Origin of the sequence: Campylobacter concisus, assembly GCF_003048535.1 — a bacterium.
In the GTDB taxonomy this organism is placed as follows: Bacteria; Campylobacterota; Campylobacteria; order Campylobacterales; family Campylobacteraceae; genus Campylobacter_A; species Campylobacter_A concisus_S.
In genome coordinates, this window is sequence record NZ_PIRQ01000007.1 from 69,930 (window position 1) to 92,133 (window position 22,204).

General features: G+C 36.0%; 19 protein-coding genes. 5 read left to right on the top strand and 14 right to left on the bottom strand.

Features of this window, described 5'->3' with window-relative positions:
- Window positions 1–180 precede the first annotated feature (180 nt).
- The 7 genes from CVS93_RS07465 to CVS93_RS09845 all read right to left on the bottom strand — a co-directional run bounded on the left by CVS93_RS07465 (window position 181) and on the right by CVS93_RS09845 (window position 7,667).
- Window positions 181–819: a uroporphyrinogen-III synthase gene (locus CVS93_RS07465; protein ID WP_107687155.1), complete on the bottom strand. Its 639-nt coding sequence runs from the start codon at window positions 817–819 to the stop codon at window positions 181–183.
- Window positions 812–1,972, bottom strand: a complete 1,161-nt coding sequence (locus CVS93_RS07470; protein WP_107687156.1) for a multidrug effflux MFS transporter — start codon at window positions 1,970–1,972, stop codon at window positions 812–814. Before CVS93_RS07470 ends, CVS93_RS07465 begins: the two co-directional genes overlap by 8 nt.
- 109 nt (window positions 1,973–2,081) lie before the next feature.
- Window positions 2,082–2,726: a cupin domain-containing protein gene (locus CVS93_RS07475; RefSeq protein WP_107687157.1), complete on the bottom strand. Its 645-nt coding sequence runs from the start codon at window positions 2,724–2,726 to the stop codon at window positions 2,082–2,084.
- Window positions 2,727–3,087: 361 nt separating this feature from the next.
- Window positions 3,088–4,380, bottom strand: coding sequence for a hypothetical protein (locus CVS93_RS07480; RefSeq protein ID WP_107687158.1), 1,293 nt, complete (start codon window positions 4,378–4,380; stop codon window positions 3,088–3,090).
- Window positions 4,381–4,452: 72 nt separating this feature from the next.
- Complete coding sequence (gene guaA, locus CVS93_RS07485) at window positions 4,453–5,985, bottom strand: glutamine-hydrolyzing GMP synthase (RefSeq protein ID WP_107687159.1); 1,533 nt, start codon at window positions 5,983–5,985, stop codon at window positions 4,453–4,455.
- Between the two features lie 10 nt (window positions 5,986–5,995).
- On the bottom strand, window positions 5,996–7,384 hold the full coding sequence (gene nhaD, locus CVS93_RS07490; RefSeq protein ID WP_107687160.1) for a sodium:proton antiporter NhaD: 1,389 nt from the start codon (window positions 7,382–7,384) through the stop codon (window positions 5,996–5,998).
- 115 nt (window positions 7,385–7,499) lie between these two features.
- Complete coding sequence (locus CVS93_RS09845; protein ID WP_167496277.1) at window positions 7,500–7,667, bottom strand: hypothetical protein; 168 nt, start codon at window positions 7,665–7,667, stop codon at window positions 7,500–7,502.
- A 30-nt stretch (window positions 7,668–7,697) separates the two neighbouring features.
- Between CVS93_RS09845 and CVS93_RS07495 the strand changes: the two genes are divergently transcribed.
- From CVS93_RS07495 to CVS93_RS07510, 4 genes are read left to right on the top strand one after another with little or no spacing between them, the layout of a single operon-like run.
- Complete coding sequence (locus tag CVS93_RS07495; RefSeq protein ID WP_087580279.1) at window positions 7,698–8,147, top strand: hypothetical protein; 450 nt, start codon at window positions 7,698–7,700, stop codon at window positions 8,145–8,147.
- Complete coding sequence (gene uvrC / locus CVS93_RS07500; protein WP_107687161.1) at window positions 8,141–9,958, top strand: excinuclease ABC subunit UvrC; 1,818 nt, start codon at window positions 8,141–8,143, stop codon at window positions 9,956–9,958. Before CVS93_RS07495 ends, uvrC begins: the two co-directional genes overlap by 7 nt.
- Window positions 9,955–10,710: a hypothetical protein gene (locus CVS93_RS07505; protein ID WP_107687162.1), complete on the top strand. Its 756-nt coding sequence runs from the start codon at window positions 9,955–9,957 to the stop codon at window positions 10,708–10,710. The genes uvrC and CVS93_RS07505 overlap by 4 nt, the downstream gene beginning before the upstream one ends.
- Complete coding sequence (locus CVS93_RS07510; RefSeq protein ID WP_107687163.1) at window positions 10,700–13,570, top strand: response regulator; 2,871 nt, start codon at window positions 10,700–10,702, stop codon at window positions 13,568–13,570. The genes CVS93_RS07505 and CVS93_RS07510 overlap by 11 nt, the downstream gene beginning before the upstream one ends.
- Here the strand turns inward: CVS93_RS07510 and CVS93_RS07515 are convergent.
- Complete coding sequence (locus tag CVS93_RS07515) at window positions 13,567–14,838, bottom strand: anthranilate synthase component I family protein (protein WP_107687164.1); 1,272 nt, start codon at window positions 14,836–14,838, stop codon at window positions 13,567–13,569. The two genes, CVS93_RS07510 and CVS93_RS07515, sit on opposite strands and share 4 nt — an antisense overlap.
- A 152-nt stretch (window positions 14,839–14,990) precedes the next feature.
- Between CVS93_RS07515 and CVS93_RS07520 the strand changes: the two genes are divergently transcribed.
- Complete coding sequence (locus CVS93_RS07520; RefSeq protein WP_107687165.1) at window positions 14,991–15,731, top strand: sulfite exporter TauE/SafE family protein; 741 nt, start codon at window positions 14,991–14,993, stop codon at window positions 15,729–15,731.
- A gap of 30 nt (window positions 15,732–15,761) precedes the next feature.
- Here CVS93_RS07520 and CVS93_RS07525 read toward each other — a convergent pair whose 3' ends face one another.
- The 6 genes from CVS93_RS07525 to CVS93_RS07550 form a co-directional block, all read right to left on the bottom strand.
- Window positions 15,762–17,222 carry a class I SAM-dependent methyltransferase gene (locus CVS93_RS07525; RefSeq protein ID WP_107687166.1) on the bottom strand — a complete coding sequence of 487 codons (1,461 nt, stop codon included), beginning with the start codon at window positions 17,220–17,222 and terminating at the stop codon, window positions 15,762–15,764.
- A complete protein-coding gene (serC, locus tag CVS93_RS07530; RefSeq protein ID WP_107687167.1) occupies window positions 17,222–18,301 on the bottom strand; it encodes a phosphoserine transaminase in 1,080 nt (359 codons plus the stop codon). The genes CVS93_RS07525 and serC overlap by 1 nt, the downstream gene beginning before the upstream one ends.
- 2 nt (window positions 18,302–18,303) lie before the next feature.
- Entirely contained in the window at window positions 18,304–19,470 is a 1,167-nt protein-coding gene (gene xseA / locus CVS93_RS07535; protein WP_107687168.1) for an exodeoxyribonuclease VII large subunit, read from the bottom strand.
- The gene (ubiE, locus tag CVS93_RS07540; protein ID WP_107687169.1) at window positions 19,463–20,185 is read right to left on the bottom strand and encodes a bifunctional demethylmenaquinone methyltransferase/2-methoxy-6-polyprenyl-1,4-benzoquinol methylase UbiE; all 723 of its coding nucleotides are present in this window, start codon (window positions 20,183–20,185) and stop codon (window positions 19,463–19,465) included. The genes xseA and ubiE overlap by 8 nt, the downstream gene beginning before the upstream one ends.
- Before the next feature lie 12 nt (window positions 20,186–20,197).
- On the bottom strand, window positions 20,198–21,604 hold the full coding sequence (locus CVS93_RS07545) for a CHAD domain-containing protein (protein WP_234400111.1): 1,407 nt from the start codon (window positions 21,602–21,604) through the stop codon (window positions 20,198–20,200).
- Window positions 21,605–21,742: 138 nt separating this feature from the next.
- Window positions 21,743–22,153, bottom strand: a complete 411-nt coding sequence (locus tag CVS93_RS07550; protein ID WP_054197019.1) for a Fur family transcriptional regulator — start codon at window positions 22,151–22,153, stop codon at window positions 21,743–21,745.
- Window positions 22,154–22,204 lie beyond the last annotated feature (51 nt).

Consider the following 22,204-nt stretch of genomic DNA (forward strand, 5'->3'; position numbering starts at 1 on the left):
CATAAACAAAGCCAATCTTGCAAATAGATGGATACCAAACGGTTGCAACTTCTCGCCTTTTCAGACTCAAACGAAGCCACATCACAAGGCACCCATACCTTTTCGCTAACAAAAAAGTGTTGGACCCCGTAAAATGCTGACTCGCTTCACTCAGGCAATAAAATTATATAAATTCTTTGCTTAAAGTAATGTTTTGGCAAGCGCGATACAGGCGTTTATATCTTGACTTTGGCTCACTATTGGATCGGTAAATTTTAGCTCTTTTGCAGTGACCTTTCCAATGCTTATCGCTTGATAGCTCTCATCCCAGCCAAAATTACTAAGAAAATTTTTGACATTTAGTGGAGAAGCGAAGATCAAGATACTATTTTTTGGTGGTTTTAGCTCCATTTTGCAAGGATTTAAGACATTTTCATAAGCGACAATCGCCTTTATATTTACTCCACCATTTTGCAAAATTTCTAAGAAATTTGAAGCACTATCTTTACCCTTTAGATAAAGAACCTTTTTACCTTTTAAAAGTAGCAAAATTTCTCTTGCGAAGTCATCTCCGTGAGCTTTCTTTCCGGTATAAATTTCACTAAATCCAAACTCTCTTGCGGCTACCGCACAACTATTTGCGATGGCAAAGACTGGCAAATTTATAGCTTTTATGTTGTTAAATTTTAATGCATTAAAAGCATTTTTAGAAGTAGCTACCAGCACATCATAGTCACTTAAATTTAGTTCAAATTTCAAAAACTCTATCTTGCTAACGCTTAAATTTACAACGCTCTCATCAGTCGTTTTTGTATTTGAAATAAGATAAATTTTACGCAACTCTTTTTAACCTTAAAAAAGATATCAAAGCAAATAATGTGCAAGCTAAAATAACAATAGAAGTCGAGTAAAATATATCACCAAGCCCAACTAGCGGAGAGACTACGCCGCCTAAGAAAAATTGGCAAAATCCAAGTATCGCTGAGGCTGAGCCTGCGTATTCTCTGCCTTCATTCATGGCTAGCGATGAAGCAGTTGGCAAGATAAATCCTGTAAAAAGAAGCAATAAGAAAAATGCGATAATGACGCCGATCACTTCAAATTTAAAACAAAGCATGAAAGCAATAAAAATGCTAGCAAACAAGGTGCCAAAAAGCCCGGTTTTGAGCGCTTTTCTCTCATTTAAAAGACTAGCAAGCCTTGCTCCTATAACAAGCCCTAAACCATTTGAAGCAAAGCAAAAGCTATAGCTTACTGGACTTAGAGAATAAAATTCTTGAAAGATAAACGAAGATGACGCTATATAAGCAAACATCGCACCCATCGCAAATGTCTGAATGCTTACAAAAAGTATAAATTTTTTCTTTCTTAAAATTTTGCCAAAAACACTATAAGTCACTAGCAAAGGCATTTTTAAGCGATTTGACTGACTTAAGCTCTCTTTGAAATAAAAATTTGCGATAAAAAGCAAAATGCCAATGATAGTAAGCGCCATAAAGATGCCACGCCAGTCGGTAAATTTAAGCAGCAAACTACCGCCAATTGGTGAAAGTATCGGGGCTAGACCATTTACGACCATCATAAGGCTAAAAAATTTAGTCATCTCGTGACCCTTATAAAGGTCGCTCACAACGGCTCTTGAGATGACTAAGCTACCAGCACTCGCAAGCCCTTGAATAATTCTCATAAAGATAAAAAACTGGATATTTTGCGAGAAAAATATAAAAACAGTGCTTATCGTATAGACGATAAGCGAGATAGTAAGTGGCGTTTTTCGTCCAAATTTATCACTTATTGGGCCAACTATGAGCTGACCTATGGCTAAACCTGCCATCGATGTCGTGATCGTTAATTGCGTAGCTGTAACGCTTGTTTTAAACCACTCAGTAATAGCCGGAAGTGCTGGCAAATAAAGATCTGTGACAAATGGTCCAAAGGCAGAGAGAGCGCCTAAAAATAGCAATAAAAATAGCTTGGAATTTTCTTTTTTCATAGTTTTTCTTTTTTTGGAGCGATTATATTATGGTTTTACTTTTTGCTTTATTAAGTATAAATTTACTATTGTTATTATAGAGAAAAAGCCCTAAAAATAGGGCTTAGTATTACATTTTGTCTTTAGTGACGATTAAGAGCATTTTAAATTTATCTTTTATCTTTAATCCATGTGGTATTTTGCCTGGTAACACGATGGTATCGCCTTTTTTGATATCAAAATGTTCATCACCAATAGTTAGCTTCATCTCGCCATCAAGTGCGATAAGTAGTGCATCGCCTGGAGCTGCGTGAGTTGAGAGCTCTTGGTCTGTGTCAAAACTAAGTAATGACATTGAGCCGTTTTCGTTCTTTACAAGCGTTTTGCTCACGATTTTGCCTTTTTCGTATTCGACTGCATCAACTAAGCTAAAAATAGCCGCCTTAGGTAAATGATCTATCATTAAGTCCTCCTTAAAATCAATTGAAATATATTTCGTCGGTTCGTTGAAAACTAGTTTTCGCCACACTTTTTTCTCTATCAGGCAGGCTTGTTCACCGCCTAAGCGCATCTGCTTTTCGCCGTAGTGCAAGCTCGCGCCACCCTCTACGACCCACGCGAGGCTGTCGCAAAATAGCATCTCATGATCTAGCTCCTCACCCGTATCAAAAGCAAATACATCGACATGAGCATTCTCGCAATCAAAAATTCTCTTGCTAACGACGCTTTTAGCGATCACTTTCGTGTCGGCGTTTAGGTTGTAAATTTTACTCATTTTTCGCCCTTTCATAAAATTTACAAGGCATTGTAGCGAAAATGGTTTTAGGTTTTGTTGATAGAGGTTATCTTTTTGCGCCAAAGCTGCGCAAATTTGACTTAGTAAAAATTAAATTTAATTATAGACATATTTTACCTCATACTACTATGTTGTAAATTTAAAATTATCCATAAACATTGCTAAATTTGATGATACTTCGCTCAAAGCTAATGTTCCAGTCTTGCCCCTTTACGACGATGTCTGAGTGGGGCAGACTGCACTGCGATACCTCGCGCAAGAGTAGCTATAGATTTAGACTTATCAAGCTCATATCCGCTTTGGAGGATGGGCAAATTTTAAATATTTGCCAATTTATTATTTACTCAATTAAAATACCCTTATCGTATTTTAGATTATTGTATTGCTTAAAATCATAGTTAACATCTAGTTTTTTAAAAGTTAAAGATGCTGAAATTAATTTATTATTATCCCCATAAGACTTTCTTCTATCATAAATTTGGCTATTCTTATTTGAGCCATTTAAGATATTCTTAAACTGTGTAGAATCAAATTTTTCCAGATATGGCGATATACATATATCAAAATTCTTATCTGCAGAGTCAAAACTACTGCTTTCTAAAAATATATTAATTAGGATATCCAGAAACTCTTTTTTGAGGCCTTCGTTTGCATATTCTTCAAATGCAAGTTTAATAACACCGTTTGTTACATTACTATATCTTTTATAAGCTGCTATTTCTTCTAAATGTTTTCTCTTATTTGACTTAAACCATGAAATAAAAAATGCATTATCATTGTCATTAATTTCCTTATCAATTTTTATCTTCACATCTTCGCCTATCAAAGCATAAAGATTTTGATGCTTGCAAAGAATCTTGCAAAGAGCAAAAGCTCTATCTTTTTCAATATCTTTAAAAACTTTATCTTTAGTTATAAAGTTTTTAAGATCATAAAAATAATTTTTCAATAAAAAGTTGAATACTTTTAAATTGATTGATAAATTTTCTTTACAATCATCATTATTCAATTTAAAACAAAATTTCCAATAAGCTTTTAAAACACTTTGCACCATAGAAATGTGCATCTTTTCAAAATATTTTCTCTTTAAAAATGGCTCTAACTCATCTGGAGCAAATTTGTATATATCCTTGTTGTTTTTCATATCTTCACTCAACATCTCGATAATATTATTGATAAATATAGGAGGTTTTATAAATATATTCAAGAAAATATTTCTTATGAGACTTATTGTTGTATCTTTATCAGGCTCATACAAAAAGTAATTATCATTTAATGCTGGATGCGATGATAAATTTCTCAAATTTTTCAAATGTCTCAAAGTTTCTTCTGTAGATTTATCAATTAATTTTGTCTCCTTGGTAATCTTTTCCAATAAAGTATTCTCCCACTCAGAAATTGTCTTGCCATTATTTTTGCTATTCTCAATAGTTTCCAATATTCCTTTTGCTTTTTTATCATTATATATATCATATAACTCTTGAAGTTTATAAATTAAATCACATATCACTACTGAATATAACATAACTATAGATGAGCGATAATTTCCATTTGAATAGGTGTTTAAAACTTCACCAAAATATTTACCTGTTCTTGAATCATAAATTTGTTCACTTTCTGAAAAATAAAACAAAATAAGCTCCCTTAAATCTATTTATATAACAAAGATATTTTGATATGTCCCATCTTGTATTATTTTACCTTCTCACTCCCACTCTATCGTTGCGGGCGGTTTGCTCGAGATATCGTAAACTACGCGGTTTATGCCGTTTACCTCGTTTATGATACGACGGCTTACGTTTTCAAGCAGATCATAAGGAAGCCTTGAAAAGCTTGCGGTCATACCATCGCTCGCATCGACCACACGTACGCAAACTGCATTTTCATAGGTACGGTTATCACCCATTACGCCGACAGAATTTACATTTAATAGCACGCAAAATGCTTGCCAAGTTTTGTTGTACCAGCCAGTACTTTTTAGCTCATCGCGCAAGATCACGTCAGCTTTGCGAAGTAGCTCTAGGCTTGGCTTATTTACCTCACCCATGATGCGGATAGCAAGGCCCGGTCCTGGGAAAGGGTGGCGGAAGACTAGATCGCGGCTTAGTCCAAGCTCAAGACCAAGCTTTCTAACCTCATCTTTAAAAATTTCTCTTAGCGGTTCTATCAGCTCAAATGTCATCCAATCAGGCAAGCCTCCAACGTTGTGGTGGCTCTTTATCGTCTTGCTTGAGCCAACGACTGAGCTCTCGATGATATCAGTATAAAGAGTGCCTTGAGCTAAGAATTTCACATCGCCATGCTTCTTAGCCTCTTGCTCAAAAATTTCTATAAATGTCTCGCCTATGATCTTGCGTTTTTTCTCAGGGTCTACCACGCCAGCTAAGCGGCCAAGGAAGGTCTCGCTCGCATCTATACTAACTAGCTCAACGCCTAGCTTTGTTCTAAATGTAGCCTCAACCTGCTCTCTTTCGTTTGTTCTAAGAAGTCCGTTATCAACAAAAACAAGGATCAAATTTTCAGGTACAGCAGCCGCCAAAAGTGCCGCAGTCACAGAGCTATCTACACCGCCACTAACTGCACAAAGCACCTTGTGCGTGCCCACTGTTTTTCTTATCTCGTCTATCTTGTTTTTAGCGAAGCTTCCCATGTTCCATGTACTCTCGCAGCCACAAATATATTTAGCAAAATTCTTTAAAATTTGTGTGCCATACTCACTGTGTTGTACCTCTGCGTGAAACTGGATCGCATAAAATTTACGTTTATCATCGCCGAAAGCGCAATAAGGTGAATTCTCACTCTCAGCGATCACCTCAAAGCCCTCTGGCAGGTCTTTTACATAGTCGCTATGGCTCATCCATACGATTTGTTTTGAAGGTGTATCTTTAAATAGCTCATGCTCTTTAATAACGTTAAGCTCTGCTTTGCCATACTCTTTTTGATCAGCCGCTAAAACTTCAGCTCCGTGAGTGTGAGCAAGTAGCTGCATGCCGTAGCAAACGCCAAGGATAGGGATGTTTAGCTCAAAGACGCCGTTATCGCAAAAATAAGCATCTTTAGCATAAACGCTAGCTGGACCACCACTTAAAATGATACCTTTTGGCTCTTTTGCTTTTATCTCACTAAGCTTTGCGTTAAATGGCAAAATTTCAGTATAAACACCCTCTTCTCTTAGTCTTCTAGCTATTAGCTGAGTGTACTGCGAACCAAAATCCAAAACTATAATCGTATTGTTCATTTATAACCTTTTAAAAATAGATATGAAAAATTTCAAATTGCACATACCAAACAATGATCGATACAATATATCCTAGAACCACCATCCAAGCGTATTTCATATGTGCACCAAAGGTATAAATTCCTTTTAATTTACCCATTACTCCAACGCCAGCTGCTGAGCCAAAGCTGATCATCGAACCACCGATACCAGCAGTTAGTGTCACTAGTAGCCACTGACTCATCGCCTCGCCTACATCAGCTCCCATTGCTGGATTTGCTTTTAAAACAGCTGACATAACAGGAACGTTATCAACGATCGCTGAAAGAAAACCAACGCCGATATTTACAGCAGTTGAGCCAAATTTATCATAAAGTGATACAGCGTAATTTAAAAATCCAGCAAAATGAAGAGCGCCAACTGCAGCTAAAATTCCAAAGAAGAAAAATAGTGTATTGTTTTCGATCTTTGACATATAGTGAAATACATGCATTGGCTCTTCATTTTTGTGAGCTTTTTTGAAATAGTAAGTATAAAGACTAAGTAGTGAGAAGCCAAACATCATTCCCCACATCGCTGGCAAGTGGAAAAGCTGGTGCATCATAACAGCACAAAAGATAGTAAATGCGCCTATAAAGATAACCGCTTTGCCACCTTTTTTCATAACCACTTTTGGCTCGTTTGCTACGTCAAAATGCGGTGCAGTACTTGGCACCACGCGAGAAAGTAAAAATGCCGTTACAAACCAACCTACGATAGATGCTGGAAAAAGTGCGAAAAAGTCGACAAATGGTGCTTTTCCAGCAGCCCAAGCCATAAGCGTAGTGATATCACCAAATGGACTCCATGCTCCACCTGCATTTGCTGCAACGACGATGTTTATCGCACCAGCAACTAGGAAATTTGTATTATTTCTATCTATTGTTAGAAGAACGGTTGAAAGAATAAGCGCTGTTGTTAGGTTATCAGCTACTGGGCTTATAAAAAATGCCAAAATACCAGTTAGCCAAAATAGTTTTCTATAAGTATAGCCTTTTGATACGAGATTATATTTAAGTGCATTAAATACATCTCTTTCGATAAGTGCTTCGATAAAAGTCATCGCCACCATCAAGAAAAATACGATCTGAGCGATCTCTAAAATCAGGTGATTTACCTCATGTTCAAGCAAATGCACATCCATGCCATTTATAAGCATATAAACGCCGATAAGTAGGAACATAAACGTACCGATAAAGATAGCAGGTTTTGCTTTGTCGATATGGAAATTTTCTTCTGCTGCTATGAAAAAATATCCAACAATAAAAATTATAAGCGATAAAATTCCTGCCCATGTAGTAGTTAAGTCAATAGCTGCGGTTTCTCCATCAGCACCAAAAGCCATCGCGAAAAACAAGCCTAGAAGTCCAAAAAACCTCATTATACTCTCCTTGTAGAATAAAAAATCTTAGTATATTACTTAAATGAGCCTAAAAATTAGGTTAGTTAAAATTATTAAGCTTACATTACATTTTTATTTAAATACGAAAATTTTACTAGATTTTGTTTATCTTGTCAGTTTTCTTTTCTTTTACGGGAGCATTTCCATAAAATGGATCATCTTTATAGCCACAACCACTAAATGCAAAAAGAGTAAAAATTAAAATAAAAAATGATAAGATAAGCCCATGAAAAACGCTAAATTTTTGATAAATACTATTCATGAAAATCCTTTGTATAAAGAAAAATTAAGCATGGCAAATGAGTGCCAACAGCTTTTAGAGCTTATGGGGAAAGCAAAACGATTTTATATAGCTTTTTGCTACGTTAGAGAAGGTGTTTTGACCTTTGTTCTTACTCATCCCACTGGGCTTTTAGAGCTTAGGCGTGATAGTAGTATAAATGATATAAAAAGGTTATTAAAAACCTTTTGCAATTTTAATAAAAATAGCGTTTTTAACAGCATTCTTACTCCAAAACCTATTAATGAAATCAACTATACAAAAAACAAAAAAGAAGAAAATATAAGATTTGTCGTGAGCAAATTTTTAAAATTTTTTAATCAAAAAGAGCAAAGTGCCATCTTTTATGCACCAGCTAGCAAAGGTGAGTTTAAAAATTTAGCAAAAGACGAGCAAATACACCAAAAATTTGAAGAGCTAAGAGAAATTTTGCTCAAGAAAAATGAGCAGGCAAGATGCTAATAGACGAGATAAGAACACTTCCAAACGAGCCTGGCGTATATCAATATTTTGACGCACAAAATAGGCTCTTATACGTTGGTAAGGCCAAAATTTTAAAAAATAGGGTCAAAAGCTACTTTAAATTTACCCCAAGCCTAGCTCCAGCTGAAAAACTAAGCCCTAGAATTTCAAAGATGATAAGCGAGGCGGTGCATCTTGAATACATCGTCACGCCAAGCGAAGCAGACGCTCTAATACTTGAAAATTCTTTCATCAAGCAGCTTAAGCCAAAATACAACATCTTGCTTCGTGACGACAAGACCTACCCTTACATTTTTATAAATTTAAATGATGATTTTCCAAGATTTGAGATCACTAGAAAGGTGGTAAAAGGCTCAAATATCCGCTATTTTGGACCATATTTTAGTGGAGCTAGCGAGCTACTTGAGGCACTTTATCTAAATTTCAACCTCGTTCAGAAAAAATCCTGCATCAAAGGCAAAAAAGCTTGCCTTTTTTATCAGCTAAAACGCTGCTATGCTCCGTGTGAAGGCAAAATTTCAAAAGAAAACTACGCTAAGATCGTAAATGAGGCTATCGCGGCCTTACAAAATCCAAATTTACTCATCACTCGCCTTGAAGAGCTCATGCTAAACTACGCCAAAGCCGAAGACTACGAGCAAGCAGCCGCGACTAGAGATAAGATACAAACACTTAAAAACATGCAAACAAAGGTTGAAGTTGATCTTGCTAAACTTGAGGACTTCGAGGCATACTCAGTCGCTTGCGTGCATGATATGATCTGTGCGGTGAGATTTAGCGTGCAAAGTGGCAAGATAACAGGTGTCAAAACTGACATCACGCAGGCCAAAAATGCCCAAAGCGATGAGATAAACGAGGCTTATAAGCAGGCCATTTTAAAAAGCTTCATAGCTGGACAGCCGATAATTAGCACCAAAATTTATGTGCATGAGAGCTTTGAAGATAGTGAGCTGGTGGAGGAAATTTTAAACGAGAGATTTGGACGTAAATTTAGCATCACATGCCCAAAAATAGGCGATAAGCGTAAAATTTGTGAGATCGCTACCAAAAACGCTGAAGTTAGCATCGAAAAATATCTAAAAACGCACGATAACGAGCTACTAAACGAGATAAAAGAGTACTTTGACCTAGCTCACACGCCTTACGTTGTCGAGGCTTACGACAACTCACACCTTTTTGGTGAGGCAAGTGTCGGAGCGATGGTGCGCTATGAACACGGCGAGTGGGCGAAGCAAAACTACCGCCACATGCACTTAAACTCCAAAAACGACTACGATCAGATGAAAGAGAGCCTCACTGCTAGAGCACTTAGATTTGATAAGCTTAGCCCACCTGATCTTTGGGTCATTGACGGCGGCGAGGTGCTTTTAAATTTAGCCTGTGAAATTTTAGTAAGTAGTGGCGCAAATGTCGATGTGATAGCCATTTCAAAAGAAAAGATAGACGCCAAAGCTCACCGCGCAAAAGGCGAGGCGAAAGATAAAATTTACACAAAAAATGGTAGCTTTAGCCTAAGTACAAGTGATAAAAAGCTGCAGTTTTTCCAAAAAATGCGTGATGAAAGCCATAGATTTGTCATCAGCTTTCACAGAAAAACAAGGCAGAAAAATGATATGCAAAGATCAATTCTAAAGCAAGCTGGCGTTTCTGAGGGCAGTATCGCGAAATTAATCAGCTTTTACGGAAGTTTTGATAAAATCAGCGAAGCGAATTTAGACGAAGTGGCAAAAATAACAAATAAAAGCGTAGCAGAAAAGCTTGCAGTGCTCAAAGAAGGAAATTTGAAGTGATAATATATGATGAAAATTTAAAAATATCTGCGATAACGCAAGATTCACTTGAGCTATTGGGTTTTGATAGTTTAGATGATTTTTTGTTGCAATACAAAGATATAAGCGAGCTAGTCATAACAAGCCAAGAAAGTACAAACTACAGCTTCTTAGAATTTTTACAAAATACGAAAGATAATAGTGCTAGAGTAAATTTAAAAAGAAAAGATGGTGGTGCGATCTTACTAGAAGCGAGACTGCAAAATGCTATTTTAAAAAATGGTGAAAAATTTTTTATCGTTCTTTTAGAGAAGCAAGACATAATAAACAACCAAAATCTAATAGCAGCAGTAAAAGTAAAACCTACATTAAGACTGCCTGTTTTTAAACTAAACGCATGGTATCTTTTTGACACACAGACACAATCACTTATCGATGATTCCTGGTTTGAAACATCGCTTAAAATACTAAATTTAAATAAAAAAGATTTTGCATCCTATTTAAATATATTTTTGCACAACGCAAGAGAAATTCTTATCCAGATCCAATCAGCCATAATCGCAAAAGACGAGATAATGCTCAAAAAATACGTAGATGAGATAAGAGAAGCTGCATTAAATTTAAAGCTTAATAACCTTGCAAATGAGCTTAACGCTTTTTTAGATAACAATCAAAATGTAAAAATGAAAGAGATGTCTCTTTTTACCAAAAGACTAATTGAGATAGAAAATATCGTCAAAAAATATAGCAAAAAGAGTATCCATGAAAAATAATAAATTTTATATATTGTTAGCGCCAATAATAATTTCAGCGATCTTTTGCGCATATAGCGGAAATGAAAGCTATAAAAAATTCACAGATCTAAAAGATCTAAATGAAAAACTATATAAACAATCCTTAGTATTTCAAACTATAAAATCCGTAATACAAGAGCACGATACGCTAATAGACAAAAGCCAAGAAGATATAAAAAAGTTGCGAGATAGCACCTTAAAAAATACACAAAAATTTATAAATTCTATAAGAAAAGACGATCGCACCGAGATACGAAATATAAATAAATTAAAAGAATTGCTAGCAAATCTAAACCAAAATGATAAATTTGATGAACTATTTTACGAATTTTTCCAAAATATAAATGGAGAAATAGATAGCGATTTTAAACAAGATTTAGACCGAGACTTTCCGCTTATAATAAAAGCTTATGTCGCAACTTTAAGTAAAATTTACAATCAACTCTCTTTAGCAAACAACACTAAATACTACGTAAAAAATATCTTTATAAATGGCCCTTTATTTTCAATAAACAATAATGTGAGAGAAAATATATATTCCGTAAAAGACAACACGCCAAATCTTGATATGCTTCCAAAAAGTGAGCTAAAAGAGGATATTTATAAAGACTTTAACCAGTTTGAAGCCAATTATCAAGCCAGAAAAATAAGAGAAGTTAAAGCCAAGATCGCATTTTCTGAAAAGCTAAATATCGAAGATATCATCTTAATAAAACAGTATGAAGATGATAAATTTATACTTTTATTAGATAGTGCTATAAACATAAAAAATGAGCTACTAGAACTTACTAAGAGCGAAAAAATAAACTTTGGCATAAAGACCTTTTTCGAGTTTTTACTTTGCGGCTTGCTCATTTTATCTTTGCTTGGTATTTCTGCTAGGTTGAAATTTTTAAAGGTACTTATCGATAAGTCAAAATACATATCAAACTATATCCTATCATCAAAAGAGACAAGTGCGGATAATGCGATATCAAAGCTTGTAAAAGCTTATGAAGATCTAAAAGAAACCTATATAAAAGATAGCAGCTTTTTTCAGATAAAAGATAGATATATTTTATCCGTGAGCAAGAAGCTAGAGTCTATCAATAAAGAAATTTTTACATCGACCGCGGCTTTAAAAATAGAAACAAATAATAGCAAAAAGCAAGTATTTATAGACACGATAGAAAAAAATGCAAATATCATGACCTCGCTTTATAACAATGCTAAAAATATCTCGAATGTTAAAAAATATAGCGAATGCAATAAAACCGAGATATTTGATCCTCAAAAAAGCTTTGAAGAAATTTTGCAAGCAAATATTGTCTATTCGCAAAGCAAAAAGATAAATTTTATAAGCTACCTTGATCCAAGCCTTACAAATGAACTAGAAGGAAATCTAAATTCATTAAAAACCGCATTTAACTCTATCTTTTTGGCATCTTTATCAATGTCTTTAAGACATCAAAATATTATCATCGCTATCAAAAAAGTTCAAAAAGAGTTTGATAGAAGCGGACTTTGTTCTGTAAGCTTTAGCATAAAAAATAGCTCAGCTGCCATGAGCGAAAAGCAAATTTCAGATATATTTTTAGATGATGAGAATAGCTTAAATAATGATGAGAGCGAGTTTTATCTAAAAATCGCTCAAATTTATTTAAAAAATTTAGAAAGCAAACTGGAGATTAACTCGTTTCCAAGTATCGGAAATGAGTTTAAATTTGTAGTCATCTTTAAAACAACATCAAACTATAAAGACTTTGATATAAAATGCAATCATAAATTAGCATTCTTGCAAGATGTAAATGTCGCTTACAACGAAGCTTTTGAGCAGACTACAAAAGACCTTGGGCTCAAAGTAGATATGCTAACAAGCACTAGTCCATCTATTACAAAAAATTATGATGCTATATTTTTAAGAAACACCAATAAGCAAGGCCAAGATATTAAAAATCCGCTCATTTTAAAAGATCCGCTAACTCCGTTAAGCATTACAAGGCTACTTTGCTTAGGCGAAGCTGATATTATGAATAAAAATTTAAACGATAAACCAAAAATTTTAATCTGCGATACTAACGAAATTTACATAGATATAACAGCAAGTGGCTTTAGTAAATTTAACTGTGAAGTTGTTGGAGTTTGTAATAAAAAAGATCTAAAACAAGCCATAAAGCAAGGCGATTTTGACCTTATATTTGTTGGCTCAAAATTTTTCGAAGCTGAAAAAAATAGCCTTCAAAAAAATCTTGATCTTATAAAAACAGCCATACAAAATGCGAAAATTCCAATTATACTAATGCTTTCAAATACTTCAAATATAGATGGAGAGAGTGTCAAAGAATACTTCAATGCCTATATAAAAACGCCAATAAATAGCGACGAACTGGCTCAAATTTTTAGAAAATTTTTGCCAAATTTTGGCGAGATTGCAATAGATGAAAGCTATCTGGCAAAAAGCGAAAATATTATTTTATTTAAGAAATCGCCAATGGAAAATAAAATATTTAGCTCAGCTTTAGGAGAATTTTACAACACACTTGAAACCACAAATAGCTTTGATGAGCTATTAACAAAAATAAAGACCAAAACTTACGGAATCGTTCTTATAGATGAAAATGTAAAAGACTTCAACTATGAAGAGCTAACAAAAGTTGTTGATAAGATAAGACAAAGCCAAAAGGTTGATACAAGAGTGCTGATATTTGGCGCACAAGAAAGAAGTGAATTTCCTTTTGTAAAAGTGCTAGCTAAAAATATCACAAAAGCAGAGCTCTCAGCTACCGTAAGGGAACAAATCGATTCTATGGGCACTAGCTACGCTAAAAGCTCTTATGAATTTATTAAGTTTAACGCTTAAAACTCTTTTGCGTTATTTTTAAATACATTTAGCACGCTTGCTCGTTTATGGTAAATTTCGGCGTATTCTCTTTCGCTCTTTGAGTCATAAACTATACCAGCTCCAGCCCCCACAAATACATCACTAAAGCCATTTTCACCTGACACAAAGATGGCTGAGCGAATAAGAATAGCAACCTGAGCATCGCCATTAAAATGCAAAAATCCAATGCCGCCGCCATAGATATTTCGCTCATAAATTTCAAGCTCGTTTATGATCTGCATCGCTCTGATCTTTGGCGCACCGCTAAGCGTGCCAGCTGGGAAGATGCTAGCTAAGACATCAAAAAGATCAAGCCCTTTGGCGCACTTGCCATAGACATCGCTTACGATATGAATTACTTTTTCATATTTTTGGATATGCATAGTATTTTTTACGGATACACTTTTTGGCTCTGAAACCCTGCCGATGTCATTTCTAGCAAGATCAATTAGCATTTTGTGCTCAGCCAGTTCCTTTTCGTCACTTAAAAGCTCATTTTCAAGTGCCGCATCTGCATTTGCATCACTTCCTCTAGGCCTTGTGCCTGCGATCGGAGCTACAAAAATTTGCTCACTTTTCATCTCAAAAACAAGCTCTGGCGAAGAGCCAACCACATCACCATAAGGTGTAGGAAAATGAAACATATATGGACTTGGATTTGTAAGTGAGAGCTTTTTATAAAATTCCAAACTGCTCATATTCGTTGAAATTTCAAGCAACTCACCAAGCACCACCTGAAAGACATCGCCGCTTCTTATATACTCTTTTGCTAATTCAACCATATCCTCAAAGTGTTTCTTTTCTTTATTAAGATCAGTTCTTATACTAAATTTACTCTGCTCTTTACTTTTGTTTTCAACTTTCGCATCAAGCAAAAAGTCATAATATTTATTCTTATCTCCATAAAATGTATAAATTTTACTCATCTTATCAAAGTGTAGATAGGCCTTTGCATCGGCATAGATAAATTTTGGAAATTCATACTTTTTAGCTTTCTCATCACCGATATACTCAAAATATCTCACGCCGTCATATGCAAAAACACCAAAAAGTCCCGCAAACGGAGCTAAAGATTTATTACGATTTGTATCAAAATAACTTCTAAGCCCATAAAAATCCATATCCTTTTCATCGATGTATTCGCAATCAATGCCTATAATCGTTTGCGTCTTATCCTCAGCTAGGTAGCTATTTTTAAATTTTTCTCTAATCACTTCATAATAAAACAGTGGTTGTTCTAAGAGCATTTTTTTCCTTTAAATTTTTGATGATTATAAAAAAAGTTCGCTTTTAGTTTTTAAAATTTTTATCAAATTTCTAAATTTATGCCCAAATTTCACCTTTTTACTATTTTTTTAACACCGCTTGGCTAAAATTTGGCACTCATAAAAGGAAATTTATGCTTTTTGTTGAACTTTTTATAATTGGTATCGGCGTTGGATACATCGCTGGCTTTTTTGGCATCGGTGGCGGCACGGTCGTCGTTCCTATAATGGTCGCCTTTGGATATGACATAAAAACTGCTATTGGCATAAGCGTCATGCAGATGATATTTAGTGCGACATTTGGCTCATACCTAAACTATAAAGCCGGGCTTTTAAAACTAAACCGCGGTGTATTTTTAGGTCTTGGAGGTCTGGTGGGGGCAAGTTTTAGTGGCATTATCGTATCGCACGCACCGGCACTCTTACTTGAGTCTATGCTTCTATCAACCTTTATCTTTTCGCTCATAAAGCTATACTTCACACCAAATAGTGACGGCACAAATGCGAATAATTCGCTCTTTTTGCTATTTTTAGTTGGCGTTTTTGTTGGCATTTTTGCCATTAGCATCGGCATCGGCGGAGGCGTCTTTATCGCGCCGATCTTGGTAGGCTTTTTACGCTACGAGCTAAAAAAAGCCGTTTCTATGGGTGTATTTTTCGTTATGTTTGCAGCTATCGCGGGTTTCATCTCGCTCTCGCTAAATGGCCATATCTCATACGCTGAGGGCGTATTTTTAGGTCTTGGCTCGCTAATAGGCGCATACTTTGGCACTAAAAAGACGCAAAATACCGACAAAAAAACACTTAAAAAATGGTTTTTGGTCTTTTACATAGCGATGATATGTTTGATATTAAAAGATATGTTTTTTGAGTAAGAGCATGGCTAAATTTGCCACGCTCTTTTTTTAAATTTCTTCAAAAAAATAGGCTTCGCTTAATTTAAAAGCAAGCTTATCTAGCTCGTCTTTACTTAAATTTACGCTCTTTGCGATATCTTTTAAACTAGCTTTGCCATCAAATTTTAAAGCTGCCTTGATCTCTTCATGGTTTAAATTTAACTTGCCATTTAGCTCATTTGCCAAAGATATGACTGGCGAGCTAGCCTCCAGAAAATACCCAAGATAGGCCGCAGCTCTAGGCTTTAGCCTAGTTTTTTTAGGCTCATAAGCAAGTGCAGCAAGCTTTGAAGATGAAATTTTGGTGTTTTGATCATTTAAAATTTCAAGTAGCCCCATAAATGCTTCGCCTTCGCTCTCACCAAGTGCGGCCTTTACTTTACTTAAATTTAGGCTTTGCGGATAGGCTTTGCTTAAAATTTCTTGTGTTTTTGTCCTTGGCTGCTCGCTAAAATATGCAAAATAAATCCTATCAAGCTCGCTCTCTCCAAGTACCGCATCAAAGTCCTCAGCACCGCCAAGCCTCTCCTTGTGAGCGATGAGGCTTTTTCTAAATGATCTATTAAATAAAAAATCGTTTAGTTGCTCTTTTTTGATGCGAGAGTTGTAATTTTGCTCGATATGTGCGTCAAAGCGGTAAATTCCAGTTGAGCTTGCAAAGATATCATTTAGCGAAGCGTCTATGACGTAGCAAAGTCCATGCTTATCGATATGTTTAGCAAATTTATGAAAGTATGTTGGCTCGTTGCTTGCCTCTAAAAAGTCATGCAATATATAATAATCATTGCCTTTTGCGATGATTCCTTGCAAGAAATTTAGCTGGGTTAAAAGTAGCTTCATACTATCCTTGTATACAACATCACTTTGACTTTGCAGGCTAAATTTTAAATAATCTTGTAAAAATTTTAGCTCATCTTTGATAAGAGAAAGGGCTTCTTTGCTCTCCTTGCCAGCACTTACAAAAAGCATAAAATCCCTTAATATATCAAGGCTTTTCCAACCTGGATATGTATTGTAAGAGACATAAGCGATGCCATCTTTACTAAGTAGTGCTTTAATCGTGGCAAGCAGTGCATCTCTTACATTTGGGCTCACCCAGCTATAAACACCATGAGCGATAATATAGTCAAATTTCCCAAGCTCTTTTATATCGCTTTCGTTCATGTGCAAAAAATTTCGCTCAAACAAAGTAAAATTTTCTAAACCTATCTGCTTTGCTATCTTGTTACCTTCAGTCACTTGATGGCTTGAGATATCGATACCAACGACTTTTGCGTTTTTATGTGAAATGGCAAATGGCAAGATATTACCACCATATGATGAGCCAAGCTCAAGCACTCTAGCCTCTTTTAGGCTAGCTGCTTTAAGCCCCAGAAATTTAGCAACCGCTTCTATCCTAACTGGCGAGCAGTCGCTAAATGCGGCCGAGAAATAAGGAATTTCATCATAAGCTTTTTTCGCTTGATTCATCAGCCGTGCTTTCTTGCAAATTCTCTCATAAACTCGCCAAGTTTTTCAACGTCGCTTTGGCTAACGGCATTGTAGATAGATGCTCTTATGCCACCAAGATGTCTGTGACCTTTTAGCCCTAGCATGTCCTCTTTTAGTGCTTCTTCAACGAAAACTGGCTCAAGCGCGTGATCTTTTGGTATCGTAAAGCTCACGTTCATATCTGACCTGCTTGATTTTTTGGCATGGCCCACGTAAAAGCCATTTGAGCTATCTATGATGTCATAAAGCGTGCTTGCTTTTTTAGCATTTATTTTCTCAACCTCTGCAAGTCCGCCAAGATCTAGCAGGTGCTGCATGGTTAAATTTAAAAGATAAATTCCAAAAGTTGGCGGTGTGTTATAGAGCGAGTTTGCCTCTACGTGCGTTTTGTAGCGTAAAAACATAGGGACATTTTGGCTACTCACGCGATCAACCAAGTCTTTTCTTATAATGACGATAGTCACGCCGCTTGGGCCTGCATTTTTCTGAGCACCACCGTAAAGCAAGCCGATACTGCTAAAATCAAGCGGTCTAGCGAAAAAATCGCTCGAAGCATCGACAACAAGGGGCGATTTAGTCTTTGGCATAGCCTTATACTGTGTGCCATAAATCGTATTATTTGAGCAGATGTAGGCGTAGTCGGCATTATCGCTAAATTTCACATCAGGGATGTAAGAGAAATTTTCATCCTCACTGCTTGCTACGATATCTACATTTACACCAAGCACTTTTGCCTCTTTGATTGCTTTGTTTGTCCAAACACCGGTGTTTGCATATTCAGCCTTGCCACCTTGATATAAATTCATCGGTATCATACTAAATTGCAAGTGCGCGCCACCTTGTAAGAACAAAATTTCATACTCATCGCCGATGTTATAGAGCTTTCTTATCTTATCCATCGCGCCAAAGTGGATCTCCTCAAAGGTCTTGCTTCTGTGGCTGATCTCCATGATCGAGTAGCCCTCGCCTCTGTAATCGGTAAATTCGGCCTTTGCATGCTCTAAAACGCTTAGTGGTATCGCGCTTGGACCTGCGCTAAAGTTGATTTTTCTACTCATTTTTACTCCTTGATAATTGCTTTTTTATGTGTATTTTGCGAAATAAGCTCGATCTCATCATTTAAATTTAAATCCCTAAGATCAGCTCTCTTGCCATCTTTTCTAACCTCGATAAGCCCTTTTGTGCTCTCAAAAAAGAGCTCTCTCATCTCATAAGCCTTCTCTAGCGAGCTAAGGGCCGAGCCAAGGACTAAAATCTTTCTTTGCACGACGTTTGCTATGGCGTTTTGCTTGTTTGCTACCTCGCTAAATTTTAGCTCGATCCTAGCTTTTAGAGCGTTTGATGAAAATTTAGAAAGTAGTAAATTTAGCAAATTTTGCTTTTTGGTGATCTTTAAGCTTAAAGCGCTATCAAGATCGTCGCTGAGCCTGTCAAGATACTGAAAAAAAGCCTCTTCATCAGGTAGCAGATCAAGCATGGCTGCACTTGGCGTAAGCGATCTGCGGTCTGCTACAAAGTCGCTTATAACGTAGTCGATCTCGTGTCCGATAGCGCTTATGACTGGCGTTTTTGTAGCGTAAATTTCACGCGCCAAGCTCTCGTCGTTAAAGCACCAAAGATCCTCTTTACTACCACCTCCGCGAGCCAAAACGATCACATCTACGCCGTATTTATCGGCTCTGCGCAAGGCTTTTATAAGCGAGCTTGGGGCATTTTCACCTTGAGTTAAAGCATCAAAGATATAAATTTCGCTTAATTTCCAACGGCTCGTCACGACCTTTAACATATCCTGAAGCGCCGCCGAAGTAGCGCTTGTGACAAGGGCTATTTTTTTAGGTAAATTTGGTATCTCTTTTTTTGTAGCAATGTCAAAAAGGCCCTCATTTTCGAGCTTTTCTTTAAGCTGCCTAAACGCAAGCTCAAGCTCGCCCTCACCATCAGGCAGCATCGCACTAGCTACTAGCTGATACGACCCGCTTGGCGAATAAATGGTCACTTTGCCATAAATTTTTACTTTTAACCCATCTTTTGGCAGGAATTTCACCTTTTGGTTATTCATGCGATACATCACAGCTGAGATGCTTGACTTTTCGTCCTTTAGCGTGAAGTACCAGTGCCCAGAGGCATGCTTAGTAAGGCGCGAAATTTCGCCACTTACCTCGACATAGTCAAGTGTGGCTTCAAGCAGTGCCTTTGCTTTTTCGTTTAGCTCAGATACACTAAGCATTGATTTCTCTTACCTTTTTAGCGATAAATAGTGTCGAGATATCCATGCTAAAGCCCTTGCAAAGTTCTATCTCAAAGCCAGCTTCGACTAGCTCGTCGCAAAAGCTCTTTGCGTCCAAGAAATTTTCGATCGAGCTTGGCAGATACTCGTATGCCTCTTTATTTTTTGAGATAAAGCCGCCAATCTTTGGCAAAATTTTACTTAGGTAAAAATCTCTTAGCGAGGTTATAAGCCCATTTTTCTGGCGTTTTGTAAATTCAAGTACGACTACATAGCCATTTAGAGCAAGCACTCTATTAAACTCCTTAAGCGCAGCCTTTCGCTCGACCACGTTTCTGATACCATAGCTTATGCTTAAAATTTGAGCTTCACCACTTGCAAGCGTTGTATTATCAGCGTAGGCTTCTATAAATTTAAAATTTGGAAATTTCGCTCTCGCCTCTTTTAGCATACCGCTTGATGGATCGATGCCAGTAAGGCTTTTTATCTGCACGCCAAATTCTTTTGAGATTTCACTCCAAAGCCCCATCATATCGCCAGTACCACAAGCCACGTCGACGATATTTATGCTTCTTTCTTTAAAAATTTCTAGCATATATCTGCAGGCGAATTTCCTCCAGCTCACATCCACGCCAAGACTTAGCACTCTGTTTGCGACGTCATAAGTCGGAGCGATCTGGTTAAACATATCAACGATTTTTTCTTGTTTTTGCATAAATTTGCCCTTTTATATGTAGTAAATTTTTAAATTTCTTGAAATTTTGCGAGTTGCTTTTATAAATTTAAGACGCTTTTTTAGTATCTCTTCTCTACTTTTATAAATTTGCTTGTAAATTTTACTCTCGAGCCTCTCTTTATCTGGCATTTCCGGAAGTCTTTTAAGGATGCCGAGCCAGACGTCATAGTCTTGAAGATTACCAAAAATTTCTTGCATCTGTTTTAGCTTCTCTTCATACTTTTTAAGCCCTTCAAAATAGAAGATTTCACATAAAAAATCATATGTGTATCTCATCTTTTTAAGCTCTATCCTAAGATCATGAAAGCTCTCATTTGGGCAGTCTTGATTAAGACTTTTTAGCCTTTTTTGAGCTAAAACTAAAAGCATTCTAAGCTTAAAAGAACCAAGGCGCGAAAGGCTTACATCAAAGAGTTTTGACTTATAAAATTCACCCTCGTTTAAAAATATCTCCCACTCTTTTAAAAATGCGTAGTTTTCTTCGTCACCAAGGTAGCTTTTTACATTTTCATACTCTAAATCTAGAGCCTTTTTTACAAAATATATAGGCTCATTTGCATGTTTTTGCTCGTTTAAAAAGCTCAAAAATACATCCAAATCTCGCTTTTTGTTTGTCGAGTTTGCAAGCATTTTAAAATTCTCACCAAAAAAAAGTGTCACTTTCTCATCAAAAACGCCACTAAAAATTTTAAGGATCGATCTAACCTTTCTTAAATTTACGCGAAGCTCATGCAAAACTTCTTCATCTTTGTCTATCAAATACTGGCTTTTTAGCCTTTTTATTACTTTAAAAATACTAACAAAAAGGACTCTTAGCGCCTCTCCGCTTTTTAGATTTGCAGCAAAATTTGGCAAAATTTCTTTTTCTTTTATGATCTTATAGGCTCTTTTGTAGTCGATTTGTTCATTTTCATTAGCATGAATGGCAAGAAATTTGTTCTTATATCTTTTATCGCAAGTTACATCACTTAGGCAAAAATTTTCTAAAAACGGTGGCAGCTTGAAAAATACGGCTTCATTTTCATCGCTAAATTCGATCTCAAATGTACAAAGCCCGTTTAGTTCATTTTTAAAAATATCAATATTGCAAGGATTGTTATTTAGTTTAAAAATATATCTATCTTTTAAGATGACGCTACCAATGCGGTTTTTAAGAGCCTTTTTAAACTCCACTTTTTCGCAAAATTCTTCATTTTCTTCTCTGATTAGATCTTTGCCTATCTTTACAGTTTTTATAAATTTATCCTCTTCACTTCGAAAGCGGATCTCTTCATTTTGCGTTATCTTGGTATAAAATTGAGAAATTTCAAGATGCTTAAAGACTACTCCAGCTTCTTTTAAAAAATCTAGAATTTGAGAATTTTTGAGTAAAAATTTACGCTCTATCTCCAAACTCACATTTTTCTCCAAAATTTTTTGTTCATTTTAGCAAGTTAGTGCTTAAAACAATGAGAAAAATGCTAAATCTAGGCTTATTTTAAAAGTATTTTTACAAGAAAAAGATGAAATTTATGCTGCTAAATAGCAACATAAATTTTATTTACAGTGTTTACAGCTTTTTACGCTAGCTACGATGTTTAGACGTTCTATTATATTTCCGATCTTCTTTTCTAGCGCTTCTTGATATTTGCCAAGCTCAGCATCATCGTAGCTCACGTCCTCAACGCTTCCACAGCTTTCGCAAACTACATGGATATGTGGATATTCGTAGATGTCATATCTAGCTTTTTGATTAACGATATTTACTTCAACTACGAGGCCTTCGTCTTTTAAAGTATTTAAATTTTTATAAACTGTCGCAAGAGAAACTGATGGACTCTCTTTTAAAATTTCATCATAAAGCTCATCAATCGTTGGATGCGTATGACGATCAAGAATTCTTAAAACGCTAAGGCGTTGTGGCGTGACTTTTAGCCCAGATTGCTTTAATAATGATACGTATTGCATAATGCTTTTCCTTGTTTTTATTTTGGCTTATGCTAGCAAAAATAATATTAA

Excerpts from the sequence above, each read along its gene's own strand:
- CVS93_RS07470 (WP_107687156.1), bottom strand. The coding sequence starts at position 1,972 with ATGAAAAAAGAAAATTCCAAGCTATTTTTATTGCTATTTTTAGGCGCT.
- CVS93_RS07475 (WP_107687157.1), bottom strand. The coding sequence starts at position 2,726 with ATGAGTAAAATTTACAACCTAAACGCCGACACGAAAGTGATCGCTAAA.
- guaA (WP_107687159.1), bottom strand. The coding sequence starts at position 5,985 with ATGAACAATACGATTATAGTTTTGGATTTTGGTTCGCAGTACACTCAG.
- nhaD (WP_107687160.1), bottom strand. The coding sequence starts at position 7,384 with ATGAGGTTTTTTGGACTTCTAGGCTTGTTTTTCGCGATGGCTTTTGGT.
- CVS93_RS09845 (WP_167496277.1), bottom strand. The coding sequence starts at position 7,667 with ATGAATAGTATTTATCAAAAATTTAGCGTTTTTCATGGGCTTATCTTA.
- CVS93_RS07495 (WP_087580279.1), top strand. The coding sequence starts at position 7,698 with ATGGCAAATGAGTGCCAACAGCTTTTAGAGCTTATGGGGAAAGCAAAA.
- uvrC (WP_107687161.1), top strand. The coding sequence starts at position 8,141 with ATGCTAATAGACGAGATAAGAACACTTCCAAACGAGCCTGGCGTATAT.
- CVS93_RS07510 (WP_107687163.1), top strand. The coding sequence starts at position 10,700 with ATGAAAAATAATAAATTTTATATATTGTTAGCGCCAATAATAATTTCA.
- CVS93_RS07515 (WP_107687164.1), bottom strand. The coding sequence starts at position 14,838 with ATGCTCTTAGAACAACCACTGTTTTATTATGAAGTGATTAGAGAAAAA.
- CVS93_RS07520 (WP_107687165.1), top strand. The coding sequence starts at position 14,991 with ATGCTTTTTGTTGAACTTTTTATAATTGGTATCGGCGTTGGATACATC.
- CVS93_RS07525 (WP_107687166.1), bottom strand. The coding sequence starts at position 17,222 with ATGAATCAAGCGAAAAAAGCTTATGATGAAATTCCTTATTTCTCGGCC.
- serC (WP_107687167.1), bottom strand. The coding sequence starts at position 18,301 with ATGAGTAGAAAAATCAACTTTAGCGCAGGTCCAAGCGCGATACCACTA.
- xseA (WP_107687168.1), bottom strand. The coding sequence starts at position 19,470 with ATGCTTAGTGTATCTGAGCTAAACGAAAAAGCAAAGGCACTGCTTGAA.
- ubiE (WP_107687169.1), bottom strand. The coding sequence starts at position 20,185 with ATGCAAAAACAAGAAAAAATCGTTGATATGTTTAACCAGATCGCTCCG.
- CVS93_RS07550 (WP_054197019.1), bottom strand. The coding sequence starts at position 22,153 with ATGCAATACGTATCATTATTAAAGCAATCTGGGCTAAAAGTCACGCCA.